The following is a 26,977-nucleotide window of genomic DNA, read 5'->3' as shown; positions in this document are numbered from 1 at the left end:
CAGCTATTCGTCCTAATAAGTCGATTGAGGGCGTTGTATACTTGCAGAGATCGCAGAAAGTGACCATAAAATCATCAGATTGCGCTAGATGAAATAGCCAAAAGTTGAATCGCTGGGTTAAGCGCCATAGCTGATTAGAGAATTACGCCGTAGGTGATGCCGAGTTGTTTGAGCCACTTGCGGTAGGCAAGGGAGCCGCGATCGCAGGGGACATGAAACTCGGTTTGGGAGTTCAGCGGCAAGCGTTTGGGGTTATGTGATTCTAGATTGCCAAGGTCTTGGGCAAACACTCTATCTTGAAAGGCGATCGCGGACGCTTCTTGACTGGCATCAATAAAATTTGCGCCGACCCACATCCAACCAATGCACTCTTCCTCGCTGACAGGAGTAACGCAGTAGAAAATCGTCAGGAATTCGCCAGTGGGGGTATCTTTGCGAAAATAGGCGGTTAAGGGACGTAAAACAGAGTAGTTGTAAAGGACATAGGCTCCTTGTCCGGTGCCGAGGGGATCGGGTTGCCAAACTCGGACGTTGTGTAAATGCACGCCGCGATCATCCGTTGAGACTTGATAATCATCCAGAACAGTGAGGGCTGGATCGCCTAAAATGCTGGAATGGATAAAGGGAAAGTGCGCCACATCCAAGAAGTTTTCGATCGCCCGATATCCACCCGTTTGACAAAAATGAGGTCCTGACAAAAAGTTGAGATAGCCGGGAGCCTGCCATTCTGGAAACAGCGGGATGTCGTGGGCAGGGTCTCCCAAACAAGCAAATATCAATCCATAGCGCTCTTGAACGTGAAACGTGGGAATATACGCTTGTTTCGGCGGCACATAATTCGGATGGGCAGGCACCTTTATACAGCGTCCCGTTTTGTCATACACCATCCCATGGTAGGGACACACGAGCGTATTGCCGACGACTGAACCGTTAGAAAGTTTGACGCTGCGATGGGGGCAGCGATCGCTCCAGGCAAAGATTTGTTGATCCTGCCCGCGCCACAGAACTAAATCTGTGTTTAGCAATCGGATACTGCAACAGGTTTCAGGTGCCAACTGGTCTGCTTTTGCTACCGCATGCCAGTCATTCCATAAAACTGGATCAATAAGATGGTCATGGTCGATTGGAGCGGTGTGGGCAGACGAGTTTGATTGAACCATTGAATAATCCTGGCTTTGGGAGTTCTATTGATTGATGCGTTTCGGTTGCACTCACCGCGCATTGAGCGAAGTCGAAATGCACCCTACACCTATCCTTTTTTGGGTGGCGGAATTGTAACGTCGATCGCATTGACTTTGGTATCGGCGCTCAAACTCGACAGGGGCGGCTGAATTTGGGCAGAATTTCCGACGACTAAAGTGACTAGCTTTTCGGGTTTGAGATAAGTCTGGGCGACTCGCTGCACGTCTGCGATAGTGGTGGCTTCAACCCCTTGACGATATTGAAAAATAAAATCTTTGGGGTAGCCAAAATATTCATACCGCAGCAGGCGAGACAGGGTTTGCCCAGGATCTTGGAAGTTAAAGATAAATGAGTTAAGGACGGTATCTTTAGCGTAGGCAAGTTCGGTGGTTGTAATCGGTTGGGTACGAATTTTGTCGATCTCTGCAAGGATGCTCTGAATGAATGGCACTGTAGCATCGGAGCGGGTTTGTCCTCCGGCTACAAAGGTTCCAGGATAATCGTAGTTGGGTCGCCACGATGCATAGACGGTGTATGCCAAACCCTGACGCGATCGCACTTGGTTAAACAACCGTCCGCCAAAGCCATTCATCACGCCATTCATCACCGAGAGCGCCGCATAATCGGGGCTGTTTAACTGTCCGCCTAAATGTCCAATTTGCACACTGCTTTGAGTCAGTTGGGGTTGATCTACCAAAAATATGCCGCCCTGGTTTGCCTGAGATGCTGAGGGAATCGTGGATTTTTCTACCGCAATTGGTTTCCAGTCACCAAATTTTGCTTCGATCAGCGATCGCATTTTGGCGGGGTTGAAGTCGCCCACAATTCCTAGCATTGTGTTTTTGGGCGAAAAATATTGTTGATGGAAGCGGACTAAATCCTCACGAGTGATGCCATCTAATGTGGCGTATTCCACGGTGCGAGCATAGGGACTGGTGCTGCCATAAAGCAACTTGTCAAACTCTCGTCCTGTAATGCTGCCAGGATCATCATTTCGTCGAGCGATCGCGCCCCGCTGTTGAGTTTTCGCCAGGTTTAGCTTGCTTTCGGAAAAAGTAGGATTGCGAACCACCTCCGCAAACAGTCCAAACACGGTTTCTAAATCTTCGGTCAAGCCGCTAAACCCGGCGCTGCCCGACGAATCGCCCATGCCCGTCTCCACGGAAGCAGCCCGACGTTCCAAAAAGCGGTTGAGGTCGTCGCCTGATTGAGTCGCCGTGCCCCCGGTTCGCATCACGGTTGCCATTAGACCCGCCAAGCCCACCTTATCGGCAGGCTCCAAGCGATCGCCCGTGCGAATAATCGCCGTGCCACCCACCAGGGGTAGCTCATGATCCTCCATCAAGTAGACCACCATGCCGTTCGCAAGCTGAAACCGCTCATAGGGAGGCACCTTCAAGGCTGGTAGCGGCGGAAAGGTTAGCTCAGTGTAGTGTTTTGGTGTAGCGGCTTGGGCTGGCAGCATCGTGGTTAACAGCAATAAAACCAGCGGCACCAAGAACAGTGAAAATCCCACTGTTACTACCTTCCCAAGTTTTCGTCGCTGCTGGAGTGGCTGTTCTGGCGATCGCATATCGATGAGTCCTTTGTCTACTTGTTTAGAGCTTAGCGCGACAGTAAGGGAACAGAACCATTTTTACCAATCCCGATAAATTTAGTCGGGTATGTTTGACCTGTTTTATCGTGAGTGTTAATATCCAAATCAATTAAGAAATAATTTTGCAAAAATCGTTTAATATCCCACACACCACTTACACAGCAGGCATTCCACCCATGACTCAGGCAGCTACTCGTCCAAACCCCGTTCCAAACTCAGTCCAACCCCAATCTTCCGCTACCTTTCGCGCTTTGAAATGTAAGGAATGCGATGCTGAGTATGAACTGAAGGCAATGCATGTCTGTGAATATTGCTTTGGTCCGTTGGAAGTTGCCTACGATTATGACCAGCTTCGCCGCACCGTCACTCGTGAAACGATCGCCGCTGGTCCCAATTCCATCTGGCGCTACCGTCCTTTTTTGCCTGTAGAAACCGATACCCCGATTGATGTGGGCACGGGCATGACTCCTTTGGTGCAGGCGAAACGGTTAGCACGCCGCCTAGGACTGAAAAATCTGTATATCAAAAATGATGCGGTCAATATGCCCACCTTGAGCTTTAAGGATCGGGTGGTTTCTGTGGCGTTGACTCGCGCTCAAGAATTGGGATTTACGACGGTTTCTTGCGCCAGTACGGGCAATTTGGCGAACTCCACTGCCGCGATCGCGGCTCATGCTGGGTTAGATTGCTGTGTGTTCATTCCGGCTGACTTGGAAGCGGGTAAAGTGATGGGCACCCTGATCTATAACCCCACAGTGATGGCAGTTAAGGGCAACTATGACCAAGTGAACCGCCTCTGTTCTGAAGTAGCAAACACTCACGGCTGGGGTTTTGTCAACATTAACCTGCGTCCTTACTATTCCGAAGGTTCCAAAACTTTGGGTTATGAAGTGGCAGAACAACTAGGCTGGCAGTTACCCGATCACATCGTCGCGCCGCTAGCATCCGGTTCGCTGTTTACCAAGATTTATAAGGGTTTCCGCGAATTTGTTGAAGTGGGTTTAGTAGAAGACAAGCCCGTCCGCTTTAGTGGTGCCCAAGCGGAAGGCTGTTCTCCCATTGCCCAAGCATTCCGGGAAGAGCGCGACTTTATCACCCCAGTCAAGCCCAGCACAATCGCAAAATCTTTGGCGATTGGCAATCCGGCGGATGGGGTGTATGCGATCGACCTTGCCCGAAAAACGAACGGCAACATCGAATCAGTCACTGATGCTGAAATTATTGATGGCATCAAGCTATTAGCAGAAACTGAAGGTATTTTTACCGAAACCGCAGGCGGCACGACGATCGCCGTTTTGCAAAAGCTAGTAGCAGCAGGCAAAATTGACCCCGATGAAACCACCGTGGTCTACATCACCGGAAACGGGCTAAAAACCCAAGAAGCCATCCAGGGTTACATTGGTGAACCGCTGACGATTGAACCAAAGCTCGACAGCTTTGAACGAGCGCTTGAACGTGCCCAAACCCTCGGTCGTCTAGAGTGGCAGCAGGTTTCGGTTTAGTTTTCTATTTCCACATCCATTACTTGATTAAGTTCTCATGTCTATTAAAGTTCTCATTCCCACTCCGCTGCAAAAACTGACTCACGACAAACCCACCGTTGACTGTAGCGGGGCAACTATTGCCGAACTGCTCGAATCTTTAGAAACAACCTGTCCTGGAATCAAAGGGCGGATATGTGACGAGCAAGGTGAACTACGCCGCTTTGTCAATTTCTATGTCAACAGCGAAGATATTCGCTTTTTGGATGGCATTAACACGGCGCTCAGCGACGGCGATGAAGTCAGTATTATTCCCGCGATCGCAGGGGGTTAAACTCTTCTAGCGTTCACAATAAATCTATTGGCAGCCCGTTACAATGCACTTGCTATGACGGGCTGCTTTTACAATTTTGTGGCAATAACAACACCACTACCCCAACTCAGCTTGGTCATATTTAAATCGCTGCGGCTTTCTAGATCTGCAATCAAAGCCGCGACTTTCAATTCGTGTCTGTCTGGCCAGTTTGGCTGAGGAAGCATATCGTCAATGATGTAAAGACCGCCGGATTTTAGGACGTGTAAGGTTTCCTCTAAATGAGTATATTTGCCAGCCCAAGTGTCGGCAAAAATTAGATCAAATTGTTGATCTGTTGTGATGAGATTTTTTAGGAAACTGGCTGCGTCCTCTAGGCAAAAACTTACTCGTGGATCTTGACTCAGATATTCCTGGGCGATCGCCATCAACGCACAATCATTTTCAACTGAAACAAGGGTAGCGTCTGAATTCATCCCGCTTAACAACCAAGCAGTTGAAACTCCAGTTCCAGTGCCTAACTCTAGAAAACTCCCAGCAGGTTTACTGGTGGCTAAAGTTTTTAGCAACGAACCCACTCGCAGTTCAGAAACCATTTGAAAGTTTATTTCTTTGGTTTTTGTCAGAATATTCTGAACTGCTTTTGGAATTTGAATGTTTTGAAAATCTTGCAATTTTATGACATCTCAACGACTTAATTGATGATTTTAGATTTTGCCTTATCTTCTCCTTGCGTAAGTCCTGATGAAGCAATACGTATCTTAAAACTCTCAAATCTTTTAAACAGAGGCGATTTCAGTTTTTTTGTCGGCTGTGGCTGCATCCGCTGTTTTCAGTTGAATTAACTCCACCTTATATCCGTCCGGATCTTCCACAAACGCAATCACCGTTGAACCATGTTTCATCGGTCCGGGTTCGCGAGTAATGTTGCCGCCTTGAGTGCGAATTTGGTCACAGGTTGCGTAAATATCATCCACCCCGATCGCAATGTGTCCATAGGCATCGCCCAAGGTGTACTGAGCTTTGCCCCAGTTGTAGGTCAGTTCTAAAACAGTGTGGTCGGCTTCATCACCGTAGCCGACAAATGCCAATGTAAACTCGCCGCCGGGATAATCTTTTTGGCGCAATAGTTTCATGCCTAAAAAGGTGCAATAAAAGTTGAGAGATTTCTCTAAATCGCCAACCCGCAGCATGGTGTGAAGTAGTCGCATGATGTTCCTCAGTGGATTTCTTTAGTCGATTTCTTTTATTGTGGCAGTTTCTCAGGCGGGCATAAGCAATTGTCATTTAAGTGCGACCTCCAAAAGCTGAGAAGCTCTGTAGACAGAGGGCTTAAGCCCCTTATTTATACAATTTAGACACCTATCAGCTTAGGAGATAGGAGCGGAGTTATCTTTTGAAGCCTTATAGGGGTCCGATCTCGACTGATTTTACGAGTTTAGCTCCAAGGGGGGGCATAAATTTGAAGGTGGAATCCGAGATCGCGGGGTTGGCAGTGCGCGTGAGAATGCGTTCGGCGATGTCTATGTTAAAGCCTTCCGACTTTCCAGTGAGGCGGATTTGCTTCAGTTCTGCGGTGGAGGGTTCGATGAGGGCTGCCATGGTGAACCCTCCTTCATCGGTATATTCATAGCTGTAAAGCGATCGCCCATCTAGGGTTTGGCGGTTTCCTTTTAGGGGCAATGTATCGTTAATGCCTAATTCTTTTAACACTTGCGGATCGGCTAAAGCACCTTCAGCGATTGGTTGGCGAACCTCAGCTGGCACTGAGAGAAACCAATAGGAAGACATGCCAATCCAGTAATAGCCGTCTAAGTCATCAAATTTTTCATAAGGGATGACGGCATATTGCTTTAAATCGGAGCGATACATCCACACCTGCTTGCCATCGGAGATAACGATGCTTTTCACCTCTGTTCCGGGGTCTGATGGGAAGGTGATTTCAGCGCGAAACTGGTTGGGTGCTTGTACCAGGGTTGTCACTTTGGCAAGGCTGGTGATATCGGTGCCGCCGGATGTTGCTTTGACTCGAATTTCTGATTCTGTCCGATAGCGATCGCCCTGAACAAATGCGGCAGTTGCCTTTGCCAATAGAGATAAATCTAGCTTGCTGTTTAGCTGACTCAATAAGGTAGGCGCTGTGGGCGTTGCTCTCGCAAATTGCAGCAAAGATTGGTTGCCTACATTGGTTGCTCCCCAAAAGCCAACTGCTGTTAAACCCATACTCACTACAACAGCACTAATGATTTGTTTCAAGATATTCTTGCCAAATAATGGGAACGCGATCGCAGACAATCTACGGGACTGTTGGGGCGATCGCATTCCTTCAGGTTACCCAGTCTTTTTGCAGAGTCTCACAAATTTAAGCAAAAGCCGACTTGCCCGCAAACCGCGCCGCTTTTCCAAGCTGCCGTTCAATTCTCAGCAGTTGGTTAAATTTGGAAACCCGCTCACCGCGACAGCCCGACCCGGTTTTAATTTGTCCGGCTCCTGTGGCAACTGCAATATCTGCGATCGTCGTGTCTTCCGACTCGCCCGATCGATGGGAAACCATGTAGCTATAGTTATTCTTTTGAGCTAACTCAATCGTGTCTAGCGTTTCGGTTAAGGTGCCAATCTGGTTCACCTTAATCAACACCGAGTTGGCAATTCCTGCCTGAATGCCCTCCGCCAGAATCTTAGCGTTGGTGCAGAACAGGTCATCGCCCACCAGTTGCACGGTGCTGCCAATTTCTTTGGTCAATAGGCTCCAGCCATCCCAGTCGTTTTCGCCCATGCCGTCTTCTAAGGACACGATCGGGTACTGTTTTGCCCAAGATGCCCACAGCGCCACCATTTCTTCTGAAGTTTTCGCCTCTTGGGTGGATTTAAAGAATTGATATTTGCCCTCTTTCCACATTTCGCTGGTTGCCGGATCAAGGCAAATCGAAATATCTTCGCCCGGTGTGTAGCCTGCTTTGGCGATCGCCTCCACAATCACCTCCATGGCTTCTTCATTTGACTTCAAATCTGGTGCAAACCCACCTTCATCGCCGACCGCAGTACTGTAACCCTTCGCCTTCAAAATCGACCGCAGGGCGTGGAAGGTTTCGATGCCCATCCGAATCGACTCCGCAAAACTGGGTGCGTTGTGCGGTGCAATCATAAACTCTTGAAAATCAACCGTGTTGTCTGCATGGGCACCGCCGTTAATCACGTTCATGCAAGGCACTGGCAGCAGCGACGCATTTACCCCACCCAAATAGCGATAGAGCGGCATTCCCATATAGGTTGCCGCCGCCTTTGCCACCGCCATCGAAACCGCCAAAATTGCGTTTGCGCCGAGATCCGCCTTATTGGGGGTGCCGTCAATTTCAATCATCAGCATGTCAATTTCGCGTTGAGCAGTGGCTTCCATGCCCACCAACTCCGGCGTGATTTTTTCGTTGATATTGTCCACTGCCTGCAATACACCCTTGCCGCCGTAACGCTTCGGATCGCCATCCCGCAGTTCTACCGCTTCCTTTTCCCCCGTCGAAGCACCCGAAGGAACGATCGCCGATCCTTCCGTGCCATCTTCTAATATCACCCGCGCTTCAACCGTAGGATTACCTCGCGAGTCCAAAACTTCACTGGCAATAATGTCCTCAATGTACATAGGAAATCCTCCTTACAATCCGAGTGGTTATGCGATCGTCTGCCTTGAGACGAGGCGCTGACAATAGCGGTTTTCAGCTTAGAGAATACTACCTCATAGCGCGATATCTGAAGAGTGCCATAGGCAACACCCAGGAAAGAGGGAAAAGGGACGCGATCGCCTCCGACTTAGTCTGCATCCTCACCGTTCCCCATGTCAAAGAAGCCAGCCAGCACCCCATTGAAGGGATCAAGCATGCCAGCATTGCTACTTTAATCCACTATAAAAACGTTTCAAGTGTGGCAGACTGTAGGCTAGGTTAACCATCTGTAGTCAAGTATCTGGAATGTTTCATTTACCTAAGCCAGAGCAGTGTAGTTGTTAGCTTTCATGCTGTTTCGAGCTAAAATTTTCAACAGTTCATTTTATTAATTTTGCTGTTTCTTGAAGAGAATGTTGTGGCGCTCCGAGCATCAATGCCTTCTGAACCCAATCAAAATCATCTCTTGATTATTGAAGATGACAAAGGTCGGCGCGAGTTTATCTTGACTGCGCCACTTTATTCCATTGGTCGAGATCCTAAGTGTGATATTCGACTGGTTTCTCAGTTTGTTTCTCGTCGTCATGCAACGTTAGTGCAGCTACCCAGCGAAGACGACAGTTTCTATTACCGGATTGTGGATGGCAACGCCAAGGGCAAAGTGAGTGCAAATGGGTTGCTGATTAATGGGCGTAAATTACAGGCTCAAGACTTGAAGAACGAAGATGAAGTGGTATTTGGTCCCCAGGTTCGGGCTATTTACTATTCGCTGCAACGTGATGTTGTGGTCACTGTGCCGCCGGATGAATGGGATATTACTTTAATCAGCCCAAACATGGTAGGTGATCCAGAAGATGACTAGCGGTAGGACACTTCATTATTAGCCTGCAACGGCTTCAATGATCTGCCAGTGGTTTGCGTCTGAGATTGCTTGAGTAATTCGGCTAAAGACTTGCTGGCAATGATTATCGAGTTGAAGAGGTAGCTCTTCATTTTTCACCACAATATTCATGTGAATTTCGCGATCGGTGATCACCGTTTTGTCAACCAGCACTTCTATGGTGACTAGCTGATGAAATGTAACATTACCTGGAATCTCGCGCGCCATGAGATAATCGCCAGTCTGATAGATAACGTTAAAGCGACAAGATTCTAGCGTATCTTTCATTAATGGTTGAAAGACACTGACCGGAGTCAAGATTTTGAATATTCCAGTATAGCGAGCCATGTATTTCTGGACTTTCAACAATTAGACCCTGACATAATAGCGTTCATTCAGCGCTAACGAAATGGTAGATAGGCTGAGTTTGTTTAAGCGAACTTTCTTCAATTGAATTAAATCTATTAGAAAAGCTATGCTGGGTCGATTCATTGTATTTGAGGGAGTGGAGGGCGGTGGTAAAACGACCCAGTTGCAGCGATCGCACCAGTGGTTGATCGAAAGCGGTTGGCTTACCTTTCTCCAATCAAACGGATGGGTGCAGCAGTTAGTCATCACCCGTGAACCGGGCGGCACCGATTTAGGCAAAGGATTGCGGCAACTCCTGCTAGAGTCAACCCAGGAACCGATCCAGGATCGAGCAGAGCTATTGCTCTATGCTGCCGATCGCGCCCAGCATGTGGAAGGATTTTTGCGCCCACACCTTGCCCAAAAAAGCTTGATTTTGTGCGATCGCTATACAGACTCCACCATTGCTTATCAAGGCTATGGACGCGGTTTAGACCCAACCCTGATCGAGCAGCTAAATCACATTGCCACCAACGGGCTACAAAGCGACCTCACCCTCTGGCTTGATCTTGACGTAAAAACCGGACTCGCCCGAACCCGCGAACGGGGCAAAGCTGATCGCATTGAACAAGCGGATCTTAACTTTCACCAGCGCGTCCAGCAAGGCTTCACGGCTCTCGCCCAAGCCCATCCCCACCGGGTCGTTAGAATTAACGCCACCCAACCCGAAGCCGCCGTTTCTCAAGAAATTCAAGCGATCTTAAGCGATCGCTTAACTGAATGGTATGGAGAAAGGGAATAGGGAACAGGGGTCAGGGGTCAGTCTCATCCCTACTCTGGACTCAAAACTCCGGACTTCTCGCCTTTCACCCGAAACTTGAAACCCGAAACTTGAAACCCGAAACCTGAAGCCTGAAGCCTGAAACCCGAAACCTGAGAAACCCGAAACCTCACATTCCCTATGTCTTTCTTTTCTCCCCTGATTGGACAACCTCAAGCGATACAACTCCTGACTCAGGCAGTGGCACGGCAACGAATTGCCCCAGCCTACCTGTTTGCTGGTTCGGCTGGAGTGGGACGGGGGTTGGCGGCGGAGTGTTTTATTGAGTTGGTGTTTAGTCAAGCCAAATCTTCGGAGCAGAAAGCGATTCTCCATAGTCGGATTCAGCAGCGCAATCATCCCGATTTGCTGTGGGTAGAGCCAACTTATACGCATCAGGGAAAGCTGTTTTCACCAGCGGAAGCAGAAGCCGCCGGATTGAAGCGCAAAACAGCGCCGCTGATTCGACTAGAGCAAATCCGAGGAATCGCCCGCTTTTTAGCGCGATCGCCCCTGGAATCTGAGCGATCAATCGTCGTAATTGAGCAGGCAGAAACTATGTCAGAAGCCCCTGCCAATGCCTTATTAAAAACCCTGGAAGAGCCAGGACAAGCCACTTTGATTCTGATTGCGCCGGGAACAGAATCTTTGTTGCCCACCTTAATCTCTCGCTGTCAAAAGATTCCGTTTTTTCGCCTCGCATCGGACGATATGCTGCAAGTGCTGCAACGAACCAATCAAGCGGAAATTTTGCAGCAGCCTGAAATTTTGCAGTTGGCACAAGGTAGCCCAGGAGCCGCGATCGCCCATTGGCAAAAGCTGCAAGAACTTCCCGACGATTTGTTGAGGAGCTTTCATCAACCGATTCGCTCCCATCGCGAAGCCCTCAGCCTTGCCCGTCAGATTGCCCAAACCCTAGAACCGGAAGCGCAACTGTGGCTCATTGATTACTTACAACAGATTTGGTGGCAACCAATCACCAACGGAATGCAAGCAACGACTTTATTACCCCTGCAACACTTAGAAAAAGCTCGAACTTATTTGCGGCGAAATGTCCAACCGAGGCTGGTGTGGGAAGTCACGTTAATGGCAAGCGTCACCCCCTAAAAATCTACTGTTCGCAAGTAAACCGTCTCAGTAAAATGAAGGGACTCTTCCTAAAAAATCTACTTGTAAATTGCTATGACAGCAGATTCAGACACCCCTGATGCTGGGCAGATTTTTCAAGCCGCCCAGAGCGCCTTTGACCGAGGAAATTATCGGGAGGCAGCAGCAGGTTTTGAGCGAATGTTAGCTTTGGTAAATCCCAATTCCATTTTGGGCGGTGAGGTACAGATGTGGCTAGTGACTGCCTATCAAGCGAAAGGGCAAATGAGTGACGCGATCGCCCTTTGCAGAAAAATAACCCATCATGCCGATCTCAAAACCCGCAAGGAAGCCAAACGAGTTCTTTACATTTTGGAAGCGCCCAAGCTAAAATCCCGCCCGGAATGGCTGACTCAAATTCCAGATTTAACGGGATTGTCGGAACGCGAAACCCGCGATTCTAGAACTAAAGGTACAGTAAAAACTTCAGCGAAACCGCTAGCATCTAAACCTAAACCTACATTTATTGTTGAGCCGATAGATAGCGAACAGGTCAATACAAAAGATAACCAATTTGTTTGGGTGGCGCTGATCGCCGTTTTAATCATACTAGGCAGTGTTGTATGGATGGGATGGATTGCCTAAGCATTCAACTTTGTAGGTTCAGGATTAAGATCCGCCAAACTGGGAGATCGCACTGCATCAATCAGCAACAGGAGATAGACCCGTGCAAATAAAAAAATGGTTAAACTTTATTCGGACTAGCTGCTGCTTATTGCTCCTGTCTATTTCTCTGTCTGGCTGTATCGACTACGACACCACCATTCACTATCGCAGCCCCAACCAAGGGGAGTTTGTGCAGCATATCCAACTCAGCGAACGGCTGCAAAGCCTCAACAGTCAAGAGCAGCAGCGATGGCTTGAAGCCATTGAGCAAACGACGCGTAAGCTAGGCGGCGAACTACAACGTAATACTGATGGGCTTTCAGTGGCAATTCCCTTTATCAGTAGCGTTGATCTAGAGAAAAAATTTAATCAGTTTTATAGCAGTTTGGGGCAATCTACGCGGGTCACAGCCGATAGCAGCATTCCCCTTGTAACAGGGCATTTAGCCATTCAACACAGTAATTTTCTGTTAGTAGAGCGTAATCGACTGCGGTATGAGATTGATTTGCGATCGCTGGGTGTTCGTTCGACAACGGGTGACGTACTGGTTAGCCCCGCATCTTTGATTAATCTTGAGTTCAAGCTCGATACACCCTGGGGATCTCGCAGCCATGCCAATCCCGGCACTCTGAACCCGCGATCGCTCAAGGGTGGAAAAAAACTCACTTGGACATTGATTCCCGGCGAAGAAAATGTGATAGACACCCTCTTTTGGATGCCTAACTCGATTGGCTTAGGCAGTATTGCTATCCTACTTTTCGTGCTGCTTGGTAGATTTCTCAAATATCCCCAAACATCCGAAATCCTTCATCCGTCTGCTCAGCAGCCCTCTCCTTAGACTGATTCTGCCCTTTCACTCAGCGCTCTAATGCGACGTTTTCCTGACCTGCAACGCCTTCTCATTTTGGGTTTGAGCGGTCCTATTGCAGCCTTAAATATTTGGCTAATTAGCCAAGTATTTCGCTACTTTGAAGGGCTAATTACGCTCTTGGTTGCTTCAGCCATCCTGGCATTTTTGCTCAATTATCCCGTGCGATTGTTTCAAAAACTTCATCTGTCACGCAGCCAAGCAGTCACGATTGTTTTATTTCTAACAGTCACGATTTTAGTCATTGCCGGCGTGACTCTGTTACCTGTGATCGTAGACCAAACAACCCAGCTTTTCAATCGGATTCCAGATTGGCTAGAAGCGAGTGCCAAAAACTTGCAGGCGCTGGATATGATGGCAAAAGAACGCAGTCTACCGTTAGATTTACAAGGATTTAGCCAACGAATTAATGACCAAATTCAAAGCCAGTTGAATCCCTTAGCGCAGCAGGCAGTTGGGTTGGCATTAGGAACCTTAAACTGGGCGCTTAGCAGCACTTTTCTACTGGTTTTAGCGTTCTATATGCTGTTGGATGGCAATCGTCTTTGGCGAGGCGCAATTAATCGGTTACCTCAACAATATGGAGTGGCGATCGGCAACTCGCTACAGAATAACTTTCATAACTTTTTTATTAGTCAAATTTTGCTAGCGGTGTTCATGATGGTGGCGCTGCTGCCCATTTTTCTTGCTTTGCAAGTGCCGTTTGCGTTGTTGTTCGTGGTGTTAATTGGGATTTCTGAAATTATTCCTCTGGTCGGTCCGGCATTGGGAATTGGGCTGGTGTTAGTGTTGCTGTTGCTGCAAAACCCTTGGCTAATGGTGCAGGTGGCGATCGCTGCAACCATCTTTCAACAGGTTCGAGATAATATTCTCGCCCCAAAACTCATGGGCGACTTTACGGGACTCAATCCTATATGGATTTTTATCGCCCTGCTGATCGGGCTGCAAATTGCAGGGTTTCTAGGAATTGTCGTGGCTGTCCCGATCGCGGGCACCATCAAAGGAACTCTAGATGCCATTCATGAACAGTCGTCACTGTCGTGGCAAGAGAAGGAAGGTGGTAGGGAATAGGTTTCAGGGGGCGGGTTTCAGGGGTCAGGTTTTAGAAAGGAGGTTGGATTCGCCATTCGCCTTTAAAGAATTGATTACTCTCAACCATTTGTTGCCTGTGTCTGGTAAAACTTTTATCAGCAGGATTGAATGAATTTGAACATTGAAGGGATATGAAACAGGTTAACTTTGTCATCATTTTTGTGATTTGTCTGGCATTGGTTCTATTTGGCATCGAAAATACTGAGCTTGTGCCGATTCACATCGTTAAAGATATTCAGTTTCAGGCACCTTTGTCGATTGAGTTGATTTTGGCAATGGGGATTGGGGCAGTGCTGGCATGGGTGTTTAGTGTGTGGACTCGGCTACAACGCATGGTTGAAGTGGGTAAAGATATCCGCGTTCGGGAAGACCGGATTCAAGCCTTAGAAAAAGATGTGGAGCATTACAAAGCCGAAATCGAGCAGCAGCGCCTATTGCCAGCGGCTCAGCCTGATCGAACCACTGAAGCTGAGTTAGTCAGTTAGGTACAACCCGTGCGATCGCGCTTTCATAGGCTAGGATTCAACCATGTCGGCTGTTGATTTGATTACTCCGTTAAATTTATGGAGCTTGTGGGTGCCTTTAGTGCTACTTGGCTTCATTTTGTTAGCTGCCCTTTGGTTTGTGCGAATCTCTCTTCGATAGGTCGTTAGAATTCATGACCGTTTCTTTAGCAGAAGACGCGATCGCCCTGTTGATCGATATGGCAGAACAAGGGGAAATTGACCCTTGGGATGTGAACGTGATTGAGGTGATCGATCGCTTTCTCAACCAACTGCCTGCGGTTGTGAGTGGGCAAGAACCTTACGAAAAAAGTCTGTCGTCGTCTGGGCAGGCTTTTTTGTATGCGTCTATGCTCGTGTTGCTCAAAGCCGATAATCTGATTCAAGCCGAGCCTGCGATCGCGGAAGAGCATTGCCCCGACGATGCTGTGATGCTGGAAGATGCTAGCAGTGGATTACCGCCTCATTTGGAACGCCAGATCCGCCGCCGTGCCGTTGCCCAACCACCCCAGCGCCGTCGGGTCACCCTAAATGATTTAATTGAGCAGTTACGCACGATCGCCCAAGCCTTAGACGATCCATCGCCTCGCAAGCGATTTCAACGCCCAGCCGTTCAGTCTCGATCTCAAGCAGTGCGGGCGATCGCCCAGCTTGCTCACCAAGAAAACCTGTCTGAAATGGCGGCAACGCTAGAGCAATTTTTTGAGGAACACGCGACGACTCTCGCCTCCCAAGACTGGCTCGATTTTGAACTACTGTTAGACCTCTGGGCACAGGCGCAACCCGCTGATAACCATCGGTCTGATACTCAGCATCCACCCAGGCGCGATCGCGTGGGTATTTTTTGGGCATTGCTGTTGCTGTCTGCCCAATCCAAAGTAGAACTTTCCCAGGAAGAGTTTTATCAAGACCTAAAAGTCCGTCCACTGAGCTTTAATGCTGACATCCTGCCTATAGATGGGTTAGCTTAGGTGGAAACTAGGGCATCTCACGTTCTGACATGCTTCTTCATGAAGCGTTTAGGGAGCTAGACGGTTAAAATTTAAGGGCTGAGGATTGAGAGGAGTACTATGAAAGCCATGATTTTGGCGGCGGGCAAGGGCACACGGGTTCGTCCGATCACTTACACGATTCCCAAGCCTATGATTCCGATCTTGCAAAAACCAGTGATGGAGTTTTTGTTAGAGCTACTACGGCAGCATGGGTTTGACCAGATCATGGTGAATGTTAGTCATTTAGCCCATGAAATTGAAGGATACTTTCGGGATGGGCAGCGGTTTGGCGTACAAATTGCTTACTCATTTGAAGGCTATATTGATCAAAATGGCGAGTTGCAGGGAAAAGCAATTGGCTCCGCTGGAGGGATGCGCCGCATTCAGGATTTTTCTCCTTTCTTTGACGACACATTTGTAGTGCTGTGCGGCGATGCCCTGATTGACCTAGACCTGACTGCCGCTGTGAAATGGCATAAAGAAAAAGGCTCGATCGCCACTATTATTACCAAAACCGTCCCCCTCGAAGAGGTGTCTAGCTATGGCGTAGTGGTGACCGATGAGAATGGCAAAATCAAAGCGTTTCAGGAAAAGCCAAATGTTGAAGACGCGCTCAGCACCAATATCAACACAGGGATTTATATTTTTGAACCCGAAGTGTTAGATTACATTCCCTCTGACGTAGAGTTTGATATTGGCGGTCAGTTGTTTCCAAAATTGGTAGAGGTAGATGCGCCGTTCTACGCGATTCCCATGGATTTTGAATGGGTCGATATTGGTAAGGTGCCTGACTACTGGCAAGCCATTCGGGCGGTGTTGTCGGGGCAGGTGAAAAATGTGCAAATTCCTGGACGTGAAATTGCGCCTGGAGTGTATGCAGGACTGAACGTTGCGGTCAATTTAGACAAGGTTAATATTCAAGGCCCGGTTTATATCGGTGGCATGACCCAGATTGAAGACGGCGCGACAATTATTGGTCCAACCATGATTGGTTCAAACTGCTGGATTTGTAGTGGTGCGATCGTAGAAAATAGCGTAATTTTTGATTATTCTCGTCTGGGTGCAGGGGTGCGGCTGGTAGATAAGTTGGTGTATGGGCGCTATTGTGTGGATAAAACGGGAGCCACGATTGACGTGCAAGCAGCATCCTTAGACTGGCTCATTACTGATCGCCGTCAAGAATTACCCTCTCAGCCACCGATGGAAAGACAAGCGATCGCAGAGCTACTCAAAACCGATGGCAGAAGTATTGGCGTTTAGGCTCAAAAACTCGGCTCAAAAATTTGCTGACACGCCGACTCGAAAGGTTAAGCCGGGTTGATAGATCCGGTCAACTTTTTCGTAGCTGACGTTTGCTAAATTTTCCAGATAAATAAGCCGCCAAAAGTACCGTAGTGGAGGGGCGTGGAGGAAATGAGGACGCGTGGGAAGCGCGTGAAGTACAAGACTGTCTATAAAACCGTTCGGTATCGGCTGAACACTAAATTAAAAGTGCCTCACCCTCAAAGTCTGAAGCAGGATCAAGCGTTGGTGGATTTGTCTAAAAAAACATCTTACTCGCCTTACTAGCGTTGCAGAACCTGCTTGCAAGCGGCAAGCGACTGCGCCATCTAGTCCAGAACTGAACCCAATTGAGCGTCTCTGGCAATTCCTCAAGCAGCAGGTAAAGGGCGAAAATTTTGCTACTCTCGCTCAATTGCGCGATCGCCTGGATTACGAATTCAAAATACTCACCGCTGAGCGGGTTGCGTCATTGACCAGCTATGACTTCATTTTAGAAGCTTTATTCCATGTAGCCCTATAGAGAATTGGTATGAGGTAGCGAGACTGAATTATTTATGGCTTGTGAGGCAGGCAATCCGCGATCGCTGCTTCAGTTCCAGCCGATGCAACAGCGATGTTAGGCTAGAGCGATGTTCCACGGTGGAGTTTGCTGACCCAATGGTTTCCAACACTCAACAACGCATGACCCTAGCGGAGTATCTCACCTATGACGATGGCACCGATACGCGCTATGAATTGGTTAACGGAGAACTGGTTGAAATGCCCTCTGAAAGCGACATAAACAATGCTATTGCAATCATCCTAATCGCTGCTTTTTTGCAAGTGGTTCCTGCCTCTTTATTACGGCGTGGCACAGAAATTGTGGTCAGTGGTTCCCGCGCCACTACACGAGTCCCGGATGTCATGGTCTTAACCGAGGAAGCGGCGGCGGCTCTGGCAGGTGCCTCCCGCAGCATCATTCTATTCGATATGCCGTCTCCTCAATTAGTCGTTGAAGTGGTTTCTCCCGGATCAAGCAATGAAAACCGGGATTATCGCCATAAGCGCTCTGAGTATGCGGCTCGGAAGATTCCAGAGTATTGGATTGTAGACCCAGAACAGAACCGGGTGACAGTGTTGACGTTGGTAGAAGGGTTGTATGAAGAAGTAATATTTACGGATGGCGACCGCTTGCATTCTCTCACCTTTCCCGCTCTTCAGTTAACCGCAGCACAGGTGTTGAGTGGGCAGTTGTGAAGTCAACATTGCAAACCGCGATCGCACGGGTATTTACCTTTAGAGAGAGGCTCTATGTCTATTGGTGGATGTGATTTGAAGTTAAAAACTCTATTTAGATAGTAGGGACAAACATGATCAAGGTTTAAACCTTTTATCACTCGGGAAGGTAATGAGCAATGAGCGAACTTAATGTTGTACTAATCGAAGACCATGATCTGACCCGGATTGGATTGCGGACAGCATTAAAGCAGCAGGAAGGCATTCGGATTGTGGGCGAAGCTGCTAATGCTTCTCAAGGGCTGAGAGTGTTGGAAAGTACTGAGCCTGATGTGGCGATCGTCGATATTGGCTTGCCTGATATGGATGGAATTGAGTTAACTCAAAAGTTCCGGCAATTTCAAGCTGCAAATCACAACGACAAAACGAAAATTTTGATTTTGACGATGCATGACAGCGAAGATGCGGTGTTGGCTGCATTTGCGGCGGGTGCAGATTCCTATTGCATGAAGGATGTCAGCATTGATAAGCTGGTGGAAGCGCTACGGGCAACCCATTCTGGCTGTTCGTGGATTGACCCCGCGATCGCCAATGTGGTGCTACATCAAGTTCGCCAAACGCCATCTAATGGTCATGGCAATGGTCAAACGAAAACCGTTGCGATCGGTGCGGTCGATTCAGAAATGGAACAGGTGTTAGAAAGCTATCCCCTGACCGAGCGCGAGTTGGAAATTTTGCAATTGATTGTGTCGGGGTGCAGCAATGCCGCGATCGCCGACAAGCTTTACATTACCGTGGGCACCGTCAAAACCCATGTCCGCAATATTTTGAGCAAGCTCTGTGCAGAGGATCGCACCCAAGCCGCTGTTCGGGCACTGCGATCGGGCTTGGTGGCATAAGTGGCAAATAGATTGGATCAAGTCTGAGATAATACCCTCGCACATGACTATTTGCGAGGCGTATGGAAACCACTCTCGATCCGCGATCGCCCAAAAATCGCTCCATTAGCTTATCCACGCTGATTTTAATCGCCTTGGGCGTGGGAATTTTGTTTGGAATTGGGCTAAATCAGTTTGTCCCAGCCAGTGTGCCAGGGATTGACCGCTATGTCTTAGACCCGATTGGGCGAATATTTCTGCGCTTAATTCAGTTTGTGGTCATCCCCATTGTTTTTTCCTCCCTGATTTTGGGGTTAACCCGGATTCAAGATGCCAGCCAAGTGGGGCGATATACGCTCAAACTAATGACCAGCTATGCCATCACTAGCGCGATCTCAGTTGCTTTGGGTATGGTCACATGCAGCCTCTTGCAACCTGGCTTTGGAATCACAGGATTAGCCTTACCAGCGGCAACAATTCAAGTGGAAAGTCCATCGCTGCTGGATTGGTTGATTAGCCTGGTGCCTGTCAATCCAGTGGAAGCGCTCAGCACTGGAAATTTACTGCAAACCATTTTTTCGGCAGCCCTGATTGGTGTAGGGATTCAGCAGGCGGGAGAAAAAGCAGCCAGTTTTTTAGCGGTAGTAGAAAGCGTTTACGCTATCAGTGAAAAGATTCTATCGATCATTCTTTACACCGCACCCATCGGCGTGTTTGCGTTGATCAGTTCCATCATTGCCACTCAGGGATTGGCAGTGATTGCCAAACTGCTGGTTTACGTGTTGGGTTTGTTGCTCACCACTTTTCTCATGGCTGGAGTTTATGTGCTGGCATTGACAATCCTCAAGGCAAAACCCCTGCATCTGTTGCAAAGTCTGTTTCCCGCACTCTCCCTTGCCTTTGGCACTGCCAGTTCCAATGCCGCCCTGCCGATCGCCCTCCAAAATGTCCAGGAGACTTACGGATTACGCCCTGATATTGCTAGTTTTGCCATTCCCCTTGGTACGGCTTTAAAACGAGATGGTGCCGCCATTTTGCAGAGTTTCAACGCATTATTCATCGCCCAGATTTATCACATTCCCATCACCGCAGAGATGCTGTTGGCGATCGCCCTCAGTTCGTTTCTAGTTTCCTTCAGCACTCCCGGTGTGCCCGGTGCCGCCATCATCACCATGACTACGGTACTAGCCGCCGCAGGCTTACCGCTAGAAGGAGTCGCGATCGTCGCTGGAGTCGATCGCCTCACCGATGGCTTCAAAACCGTGATTAATGTGATTGGCAACGTCTCCAACGCGGTGATATTGAGCTACTGGGAAGCACCAAAGGAGGAGTTAGGAGTGCGGAGTTGAGAGTGCGGAGTACGGAGTTGGGAGTACGGAGTTGAGAGTGCGGAGTTGGGAGTACGGAGTTGAGAGTGCAAAATGCATGAAATGATGAAGGGCGATTGCAAAACTCAAAACTACCCCTCTTTTCCTATACTTCGTACCCCGTACTTTCTCTTTTCTCATCCTTTGCTCAGTTGCCTTTCATACGGTGGTAGCCGTTAATGGCAAAATGGCGAACAGTGGCATCGCCGTTTTTTCTATTGGCGGTTGTGGAGGTTACATGTCAATTTTTCAAACTGGTGGTGATATGTCGTTTCAATCTGTTGCTGAAAAGATTCCTCCTGAGTGGGCAACTCGGTTAAAGATTGACTATTTGGCAGAGTCAAACAGTCCTACTGTAGAAGACGGTGGCGCGGATGTGGTACAGGGGTTAAGCCGATCGCCCAAAACACTCCCGCCAAAATATTTTTATGACGATCGCGGCTCTCAACTATTTGAGCAAATTTGTGATCTGCCAGAGTATTATCTTACCCGTACTGAAACGGCGATTTTGCAGCAGTATGCCGGGGCGATCGCGCAGCACACCGGAGCCTGTGAACTGGTGGAATTGGGCAGCGGCAGTTCCACGAAAACCCGGATATTACTGGAGGCGTATCAAGCGCAAGATCATCCCCTATGCTATCGCCCGATTGATGTGAGCGCGGGAATTTTGGAAAGCAGCGCCCAGAGCTTACTGCAAACCTATGATCAACTCAAAATTCATGCCTTAGTGGGCACCTATGAGCAGGCGCTTCAAACCCTATCCGATGCCTATTTGCCCCAACGAATGATTTGCTTTTTGGGCAGCAGTTTGGGCAACCTCAGCCCAGAAGAGTGCGATCGTTTTTTTGATCAGGTGAGATTGGCGCTGCGATCGGGCGGTTATTTTCTGCTCGGCGTTGATCTCCACAAATCTACAGCCCAACTAGAAGCGGCATACAACGATAGTCAGGGCGTTACGGCGGCTTTTAACCTCAACCTGTTGCATCATCTCAACCAGCGCTTCAACGGCAATTTTGACGTAACTCAGTTTGAACATTTCGCTTTTTACAACACCGAGTTACACCAAATCGAAATGCATCTCCGCAGCCTCAAAGCCCAAACGATTGATCTGAGAGCCTTAAATCTGACGGTTGAAATGGCAGCCGGAGAAACCATCCGCAGTGAAATTTCGCGCAAGTTTGATCTGCCAACCCTGCGATCGCAGCTTGAATCTAAGGGCATTGATTCAGTGCAAGTATGGATAGATACCAATCAATGGTTTGGGCTATTGTTAGGAGAATATCGACCGTAACTACTGCTGCGATCAGGTTTATAGAACCCCTTTGATATCTTTAATAAGGTACCTATAACCCTCTGAATCTGGTCACTATGGCATATAGCAGTCCACCGACGCAGGCAGAATGGAAAATTCTTGAGCCGCTATTGCCTCAGAAGAAAAAGAAAAAAGTTTTTCAAAAAAATACGCTATCGCATTAAAATGCGATAGCGTATTTTTTTTAGCTGAGAAATTTCTTCCTTATGAAGTATACCTATTCATTCCTATCTGTAGGCTTGGCGATCGCTTCTCTTAGTATTACTGCTATCGCCAAAGCAGACACCGTAAATGCCCGCTGTGATGTTTATCCCAAAGGGCAAGATCGGGTCAAGTCTTCTGGTTCCTGTACCTTTTCCCAACGACAGGGAGCAGTTGGGATTCAGTTGCAAAATGGCAAACGCTATGACTTGCGCCCAGTGGGTAGTAACCCCGGCAATTATCGCGATCAAAATGGCAAAGCCGCCTATCGCCAGTCTGGATTGGGTGACAAAGGACAGATTTATCGCCTTGCCAACGAATCCATCTTTGTGTACTGGGATGCCGCTCCCCATAACAACCAGGGTAATGCGAGTGGCAATCAGGGTAATACGATGGGCGGAAGTTCTATGGCTGCGGTTTCCCAGCCTGCGGCAGGTACGACTGTCTCTCGCCTGAATGATTTAGTGGGGGCACGGGCAGGGCAAGCAGAAAACGCAATCAAACAACGGGGCTATCGCTTCGTCAAGGCTTCTCCTTCTGGCAATTCTGTTTACAGTCAATGGCTGGAGGGTAAAACCAATTACTGCGTGACTATTCTCACCGAAGAAGGACGCTACCAGTCGATCGTCTATGCGGGTGGCTCAGCAGATTGTGCGAAATAGTCGCGATGGCTTAGATCTCTGACTTGTTAAAAAAATCGGAGATCTCAATTCTTGGGTGCTTTGCTTGTAAAACTTTTTTAGGAGTTGTTTTCATGTTGAAACGGAGTTTTCCGTTTGTTCTGGCTGCGATCGCTTTTATATCGGCAGCGACACCTGTTTTGGCGCGTGGTATTTCTACCCTGAAAGCCAGCAATCCCAACTCGCGGATCAATGTGCGATCGCAACCCACGGTTAATTCTGGTTCACCCCACTATGGCGTACCGGGTGATCAGGTAAAAGTGATTCGGTGCATCAAGGATCAAGATCGGCGCGGTAGTGGGCTGAACTGGTGCAAGGTGCAATTTGTCCAGTCGAAGGCGATCGGCTGGATTCGCAGCGACTTCATCATCTTTGCCGATGGTGGCGAGTAAGGCGCTTAAAACTTTAGGTTCGCTGGTGCAAACCTCTGAACTGAACAATTTTTTTATTCTATTTGAGGATAAAATTAAATGGGTTTTCTAGGCAAGTTATTCGGCAAAAAAGAAGAGGAGAAATCAGCAGCGGCTCCTCAAGTTTCTGTGCAGGAGGCAGCAGCTAAGAACGCTATCCCACCTGAAAAGCAGGGCTGATTCATTGGCAGAAGGAAAATAGGCGAGGGATATCATGAGCAACCTGTCGAATCGCCTGAGTCAAAGAGTCAAACCCATGCTGCCGGAAGAGATTAAGGGCAAAGGTTCGCACAATTGCCATATTAATCAAAGCGTGACCCTCACACAGTGGAGTCGTATCTTCTTGAAAGACCACATCTTTACACCAGTGGAGGCGATTCTCAATGTGCCAATGCTGCCGGATACGACGGGCAAACTCGGCGGCATCGGTTGCCAGCGAACTGATATAAAACACCGTCTGTGAAACGGGTATGCCTGCTCTTAGTCCGGTGCGTTCGACCCGAATCACTCGTTTAAGAGCGACCCAACTTGGGTCAATGGTGGCACTTGGCTCCAATACACACACACGGCGTTGGGTTGAGCGATTGCGCGTCCGCTCTGAGTCCACGTGACAACTGAGGGGAGACGAGTGTTCAAACTGCTGCTGGATTTGGGCTAATAATTTGGGTTGATTCCCTTTGATGGCAATTAAGTAGTGGTTCTGACTGGCTATAATTTGCTGAACTGTTTTTTTTTTGGCGTGCAGGGCATCAAAACTAAAACACACCCCTTGCAACTGAAGGTGCTCCAACAAGGTTTGTACCGTTACAATTTCACTACTCGTTTTGTTGTGCATGGATTGCACCCCAACGACCAGTCCCAGTCGAGTGCTGACCACCGACACCACACTGACAAAATCTTGATACGCCTGGTCGTAATCTCTCAGACTGACTCGGATGCTCTTGCCGTCAACGGCACAAGCGGCTTGCTCTTCCAGCTCAACCGTTTCCTGTGCCCATTGATTGAAAACCTCGGTTAACGCCTCAAAGTCCACTCGCACCAAAGCGCGGCGAATCGTCGAGTAGCAGGGTAACCGCTCATAGGGCACTTCGAGTACCCCTAACAATTGGGTTTGATGGCGCTCCACAAAGCACGCGATCGCTCGATACCCCACACACCCGCTCATCGTTGCCATCAGTACCAGCAACAAAATCACCCACAATGGATACTGGGGTTGGGTTCGATAGTCTCGTACTTGTTTGAGAGCATCAATCAGGCTCATGGCTAGCTAGGGGTGAAAGAGCATCACCCATTATCATTTTTCTACCACTGATGAACTAGCCCTGCACCTGAAAAGGGGGGTGTTCTAGACCTGGTGGTAGAGACGCGTTCGCGTAGCGTTTCCAAAGGAATTAATTTCACGTCTCTACAGGATTTTGGTTTTATGCAACAACACTTTTAGAACATCACCCAAAAACTTACCCAAACAAATTAGAGTGCTTTAAGCGACTTCGACTATGGCGATTCTGGTGAATTTATCTGGTGAATTTAAAAGAGATAAATCAAGCCTTTTTGGTCTATATCCACTGTTTGAGAAGAGTTACCGCCACCTGTGAGGGAGGTTTTCACACCGACAATAATCTCGTTGCCCACGGTCTTAACATCCAAAAATAGGCGAATGGGTTTGGCGGGGTCAGGGCTGTTTTTTAACGAGACTTGCAAGTCTATGGGCAGGGACAAGTAGCTGGTGTTCAGGCGACCAAAGGTCACACTTTTCCCCGGCGCAACCGGGCGATCGCCCACCGCTGCTCCCAATGAAGCAACCACTGGTACAGTCGTCTGACTCACCACCCGAATTTGAATCGGCTTTTGGGGATTAATCTTCGCAGTGGCAGCGCGCCGATCATTTTGCTGAGGCTCTATTGGTTTAGGTGAGTTCTCCTGAGCAATGATGAGTTGAGTCGTCACGGGAAACTGCGGGATTACCGCCGCAAACGTTGTTCCCATTGTCATGAAGCCAGCCAAAGCCACCATCTCCACGTTCATTCAAACTTCTCCTGTGCCAATGTAGTATTCGGAGCATTGCTCATGATTAAGTACTCTACAGTTATAGACCTAATTGCCGTCTTCAGTTGTTCCCAACCGAAAATTTAAGCCTAATAGAATTGGTTCTGGCATAAACTCAATCGCGATCGCATCTCCGCTACGACCGAACAATTGACGCTATTCTTCTGAAGGGCGATCGCTCTTCCCCTATTCACATACTTCAATCATTGCTCTATCAGTATGTTCCGATTGAATCGATTTCGCCCTTTAATAATTCGGTTTGTACTCATCAGTTGTATGACCCTCGCGCTGGTGCTGGGCTGGGGAGCGCTCGTCCACGGTCAACTGCCCGCTGTGCCAACTGATACCACCAATAATACCCTCAATCCTCCAGATGGAGTCACACGCGCTGGAGAGTATGAAACAGCGTGGATTCGATCGCCTCTGGATAGCAAATTATTGTTTGAAGTCACCTCGCCTACGATTTTTAATCGAAATCAAATTCCAGAAGGCAAGCTCCCGGTTGAAATCCGGGCGCAAGAAGTGAATGAGCGGTTATGGCGAGTGTTTTACCGAACCAGCAGAGCTAAACAAATCCCAACCGTACTGGTATACATTCTGAACAACCGACCCATTATTCAAATTAGCGATGATCAATCCACCCGTCCGGTTCGCTTAGTAACGGTGACAGAACCGGATGCTGACTGGAATGGCAAAACCCTGGATGAATTAGCCGAAGAATGGCAAAAGATTCTGCAAGATGAAATGGCTCGGTTTAAACAGTTGACTGCACCAGGGATTATCTTACAACGCATTATGCAGGCATTAAAAATCTTGCTGGGGCTATTACTGGCTAGTGGAATTATCTGGTTTCTGCGTCGTATGTTGACTCATCAGCAACAAACCTTAGAAACTCGTTATCAACAAGAACTAAGAGCGATCGCAGACGCAGAAAAAAAACAGAAATCAGAAACAACAACTCAATCAGAAATGATTGAAGGAGAAGAAACAGAAGCTAGAGAAATTGCCGATCTGCGATCGCAGTTTCTAGCAACCCTGCACCACCAATTTAGTCTGAAGCATCAATTAGACATCAATAAGTTTCTCAAATGGGCACTGTTCTGGATTTTCATTTTGATGTGGTACATCGGCATTGCCCGAATCATGTCCATCGTTCCCGTATTAATGAGATGGAGTCTTTACGTCTGGGCAACACCACTGGCATTGATCGTGATCTGGTTTGGCATTAGTTTAGCGATCAGTATTAGTAAAAGTTTGATTGATCGCGTGATGCATTCCTGGAAAGTCAGTCTACTTCTCCCGTTTGAAGAAGCACAACGCATTGCTTTGAGAAGCACTACCATTGCGGAAGCCTCCAAAGGATTAGTCACCTTTGTATTAATAATCGTTGGAATTATCTGGACATTGGGTTTATTCAATGTTCCAACCAGTTCAATTTTGGCAGGAGGCGCTGTTGTTGGGTTGGCGATTTCCTTTGGCTCTCAAAGTTTGATTAAAGATCTAGTCAACGGTTGCTTGATTTTAATGGAAGATCAGTTTGCCGTAGGTGATGTAATTCAGATTGGGGATAAAGGCGGACTGGTGGAAAATCTCAACCTACGGGTAACCCAACTGCGAAATGGCGAAGGTCAACTAATCACCATTCCCAATAGCAATATTAGCGATGTCAGCAATTTAACCCGCCTCTGGTCACGCATAGACTTTTCGATTGTGGTTGCCTATGACAATGACCCGAAGCAGGTGCTTGATGTTTTGCGGCAGGTGTCGCAGCAGATCTATAGCGAACCGGAGTGGCGCGATCGCTTGCCAGAACTACCTGATGTGCTGGGGATTGATGATCTATCCCACACTGGAATGCTCGTGCGCGTTTGGATTAAAACAGCACCCATGGAACAGTGGAGCGTTGGGCGAGAGTTCCGTCTAAGAGTACGACAAGCATTTGAAGCAAACAATATTGAGATTGGTAGACCGCAACGGATCACTTACAACACGGATTTGGTAAAGTCTCCTCTGCAAAATTAAGTGTTGGAAAAGGGTTTACCAGCTATCTGTATGAAAAACCTCTTTTTTTTCAGAAAGAGTGAAATTTGTTAATCACAT

At 48.2% G+C, this 26,977-nt stretch carries 28 protein-coding genes; 19 read left to right on the top strand and 9 right to left on the bottom strand.

From position 1 onward, the window contains the following. Window positions 1–134: 134 nt before the first annotated feature. The gene (locus AC1S5B_RS11360) at window positions 135–1,160 is read right to left on the bottom strand and encodes a Rieske 2Fe-2S domain-containing protein (protein ID WP_482035789.1); all 1,026 of its coding nucleotides are present in this window, start codon (window positions 1,158–1,160) and stop codon (window positions 135–137) included. Between the two features lie 89 nt (window positions 1,161–1,249). Further along, complete coding sequence (locus AC1S5B_RS11355; RefSeq protein WP_482035788.1) at window positions 1,250–2,755, bottom strand: M16 family metallopeptidase; 1,506 nt, start codon at window positions 2,753–2,755, stop codon at window positions 1,250–1,252. 146 nt (window positions 2,756–2,901) lie between these two features. On the opposite strand from AC1S5B_RS11355, the gene thrC reads away from it, so the two are divergent. Further along, a complete protein-coding gene (thrC, locus tag AC1S5B_RS11350; RefSeq protein WP_482035787.1) occupies window positions 2,902–4,281 on the top strand; it encodes a threonine synthase in 1,380 nt (459 codons plus the stop codon). Window positions 4,282–4,318: 37 nt separating this feature from the next. Beyond that, complete coding sequence (locus tag AC1S5B_RS11345; RefSeq protein WP_482035786.1) at window positions 4,319–4,594, top strand: MoaD/ThiS family protein; 276 nt, start codon at window positions 4,319–4,321, stop codon at window positions 4,592–4,594. A 68-nt stretch (window positions 4,595–4,662) separates the two neighbouring features. On the opposite strand, the gene AC1S5B_RS11340 is transcribed toward AC1S5B_RS11345, so the two are convergent. The 4 genes from AC1S5B_RS11340 to eno form a co-directional block, all read right to left on the bottom strand. After that, a complete protein-coding gene (locus AC1S5B_RS11340) occupies window positions 4,663–5,169 on the bottom strand; it encodes an O-methyltransferase (RefSeq protein WP_482035785.1) in 507 nt (168 codons plus the stop codon). 183 nt (window positions 5,170–5,352) lie between these two features. After that, entirely contained in the window at window positions 5,353–5,784 is a 432-nt protein-coding gene (gene gloA / locus AC1S5B_RS11335; RefSeq protein ID WP_482035784.1) for a lactoylglutathione lyase, read from the bottom strand. A 193-nt stretch (window positions 5,785–5,977) separates the two neighbouring features. After that, complete coding sequence (locus AC1S5B_RS11330) at window positions 5,978–6,895, bottom strand: LolA family protein (RefSeq protein WP_482035783.1); 918 nt, start codon at window positions 6,893–6,895, stop codon at window positions 5,978–5,980. A 40-nt stretch (window positions 6,896–6,935) separates the two neighbouring features. Beyond that, a complete protein-coding gene (gene eno / locus AC1S5B_RS11325; protein WP_482035782.1) occupies window positions 6,936–8,210 on the bottom strand; it encodes a phosphopyruvate hydratase in 1,275 nt (424 codons plus the stop codon). A 29-nt stretch (window positions 8,211–8,239) separates the two neighbouring features. Here eno and AC1S5B_RS11320 point away from each other — a divergent pair, with 29 nt between their 5' ends. After that, window positions 8,240–8,512: a hypothetical protein gene (locus tag AC1S5B_RS11320; protein ID WP_482035781.1), complete on the top strand. Its 273-nt coding sequence runs from the start codon at window positions 8,240–8,242 to the stop codon at window positions 8,510–8,512. 153 nt (window positions 8,513–8,665) lie between these two features. Next, window positions 8,666–9,091 carry an FHA domain-containing protein gene (locus tag AC1S5B_RS11315; RefSeq protein ID WP_482035780.1) on the top strand — a complete coding sequence of 142 codons (426 nt, stop codon included), beginning with the start codon at window positions 8,666–8,668 and terminating at the stop codon, window positions 9,089–9,091. An 18-nt stretch (window positions 9,092–9,109) separates the two neighbouring features. Here the strand turns inward: AC1S5B_RS11315 and AC1S5B_RS11310 are convergent, their stop codons facing one another. After that, window positions 9,110–9,457, bottom strand: a complete 348-nt coding sequence (locus tag AC1S5B_RS11310; RefSeq protein ID WP_482035779.1) for a hypothetical protein — start codon at window positions 9,455–9,457, stop codon at window positions 9,110–9,112. Window positions 9,458–9,584: 127 nt separating this feature from the next. Here AC1S5B_RS11310 and tmk point away from each other — a divergent pair, with 127 nt between their 5' ends. The 14 genes from tmk to AC1S5B_RS11240 all read left to right on the top strand — a co-directional run bounded on the left by tmk (window position 9,585) and on the right by AC1S5B_RS11240 (window position 22,813). Continuing rightward, on the top strand, window positions 9,585–10,259 hold the full coding sequence (tmk, locus tag AC1S5B_RS11305) for a dTMP kinase (RefSeq protein ID WP_482035778.1): 675 nt from the start codon (window positions 9,585–9,587) through the stop codon (window positions 10,257–10,259). Window positions 10,260–10,418: 159 nt separating this feature from the next. Beyond that, entirely contained in the window at window positions 10,419–11,384 is a 966-nt protein-coding gene (locus AC1S5B_RS11300; protein WP_482035777.1) for a DNA polymerase III subunit delta', read from the top strand. Window positions 11,385–11,459: 75 nt separating this feature from the next. Next, window positions 11,460–12,008, top strand: a complete 549-nt coding sequence (gene bamD, locus AC1S5B_RS11295; RefSeq protein ID WP_482035776.1) for an outer membrane protein assembly factor BamD — start codon at window positions 11,460–11,462, stop codon at window positions 12,006–12,008. Window positions 12,009–12,090: 82 nt separating this feature from the next. Continuing rightward, on the top strand, window positions 12,091–12,867 hold the full coding sequence (locus AC1S5B_RS11290; protein WP_482035775.1) for a DUF3153 domain-containing protein: 777 nt from the start codon (window positions 12,091–12,093) through the stop codon (window positions 12,865–12,867). A 30-nt stretch (window positions 12,868–12,897) separates the two neighbouring features. After that, on the top strand, window positions 12,898–13,968 hold the full coding sequence (locus tag AC1S5B_RS11285; protein WP_482035774.1) for an AI-2E family transporter: 1,071 nt from the start codon (window positions 12,898–12,900) through the stop codon (window positions 13,966–13,968). A 152-nt stretch (window positions 13,969–14,120) separates the two neighbouring features. After that, window positions 14,121–14,474, top strand: coding sequence for a LapA family protein (locus tag AC1S5B_RS11280; RefSeq protein WP_482035773.1), 354 nt, complete (start codon window positions 14,121–14,123; stop codon window positions 14,472–14,474). Window positions 14,475–14,647: 173 nt separating this feature from the next. Then, window positions 14,648–15,463: a segregation/condensation protein A gene (locus AC1S5B_RS11275; protein WP_482035772.1), complete on the top strand. Its 816-nt coding sequence runs from the start codon at window positions 14,648–14,650 to the stop codon at window positions 15,461–15,463. A 99-nt stretch (window positions 15,464–15,562) separates the two neighbouring features. Next, window positions 15,563–16,744, top strand: a complete 1,182-nt coding sequence (locus AC1S5B_RS11270; RefSeq protein WP_482035771.1) for a nucleotidyltransferase family protein — start codon at window positions 15,563–15,565, stop codon at window positions 16,742–16,744. Window positions 16,745–17,329: 585 nt separating this feature from the next. Continuing rightward, a complete protein-coding gene (locus AC1S5B_RS11265) occupies window positions 17,330–18,004 on the top strand; it encodes a Uma2 family endonuclease (RefSeq protein ID WP_482035770.1) in 675 nt (224 codons plus the stop codon). A gap of 158 nt (window positions 18,005–18,162) precedes the next feature. After that, window positions 18,163–18,882 (top strand): response regulator, encoded by a 720-nt coding sequence (locus tag AC1S5B_RS11260; RefSeq protein ID WP_482035769.1) that lies wholly within the window; start codon window positions 18,163–18,165, stop codon window positions 18,880–18,882. Between the two features lie 62 nt (window positions 18,883–18,944). After that, window positions 18,945–20,210: a dicarboxylate/amino acid:cation symporter gene (locus AC1S5B_RS11255; RefSeq protein WP_482035768.1), complete on the top strand. Its 1,266-nt coding sequence runs from the start codon at window positions 18,945–18,947 to the stop codon at window positions 20,208–20,210. 256 nt (window positions 20,211–20,466) lie between these two features. Further along, complete coding sequence (egtD, locus tag AC1S5B_RS11250) at window positions 20,467–21,519, top strand: L-histidine N(alpha)-methyltransferase (protein ID WP_482035767.1); 1,053 nt, start codon at window positions 20,467–20,469, stop codon at window positions 21,517–21,519. A 227-nt stretch (window positions 21,520–21,746) separates the two neighbouring features. After that, window positions 21,747–22,403 (top strand): hypothetical protein, encoded by a 657-nt coding sequence (locus AC1S5B_RS11245; RefSeq protein WP_482035766.1) that lies wholly within the window; start codon window positions 21,747–21,749, stop codon window positions 22,401–22,403. A 92-nt stretch (window positions 22,404–22,495) separates the two neighbouring features. Next, window positions 22,496–22,813: an SH3 domain-containing protein gene (locus tag AC1S5B_RS11240; RefSeq protein ID WP_482035765.1), complete on the top strand. Its 318-nt coding sequence runs from the start codon at window positions 22,496–22,498 to the stop codon at window positions 22,811–22,813. Between the two features lie 199 nt (window positions 22,814–23,012). Here the strand turns inward: AC1S5B_RS11240 and AC1S5B_RS11235 are convergent, their stop codons facing one another. Next, window positions 23,013–24,092, bottom strand: a complete 1,080-nt coding sequence (locus AC1S5B_RS11235; protein ID WP_482033858.1) for an ISAs1 family transposase — start codon at window positions 24,090–24,092, stop codon at window positions 23,013–23,015. Window positions 24,093–24,358: 266 nt separating this feature from the next. Then, the gene (locus tag AC1S5B_RS11230; RefSeq protein WP_482035764.1) at window positions 24,359–24,856 is read right to left on the bottom strand and encodes a hypothetical protein; all 498 of its coding nucleotides are present in this window, start codon (window positions 24,854–24,856) and stop codon (window positions 24,359–24,361) included. A 297-nt stretch (window positions 24,857–25,153) separates the two neighbouring features. Here AC1S5B_RS11230 and AC1S5B_RS11225 point away from each other — a divergent pair, with 297 nt between their 5' ends. Continuing rightward, on the top strand, window positions 25,154–26,899 hold the full coding sequence (locus tag AC1S5B_RS11225) for a mechanosensitive ion channel family protein (protein ID WP_482035763.1): 1,746 nt from the start codon (window positions 25,154–25,156) through the stop codon (window positions 26,897–26,899). Window positions 26,900–26,977: the final 78 nt, after the last annotated feature.

The organism is Leptolyngbya sp. CALU 1928 (genome assembly GCF_056784215.1).
This window is presented reverse-complemented; position numbering and strand designations above follow the sequence as displayed.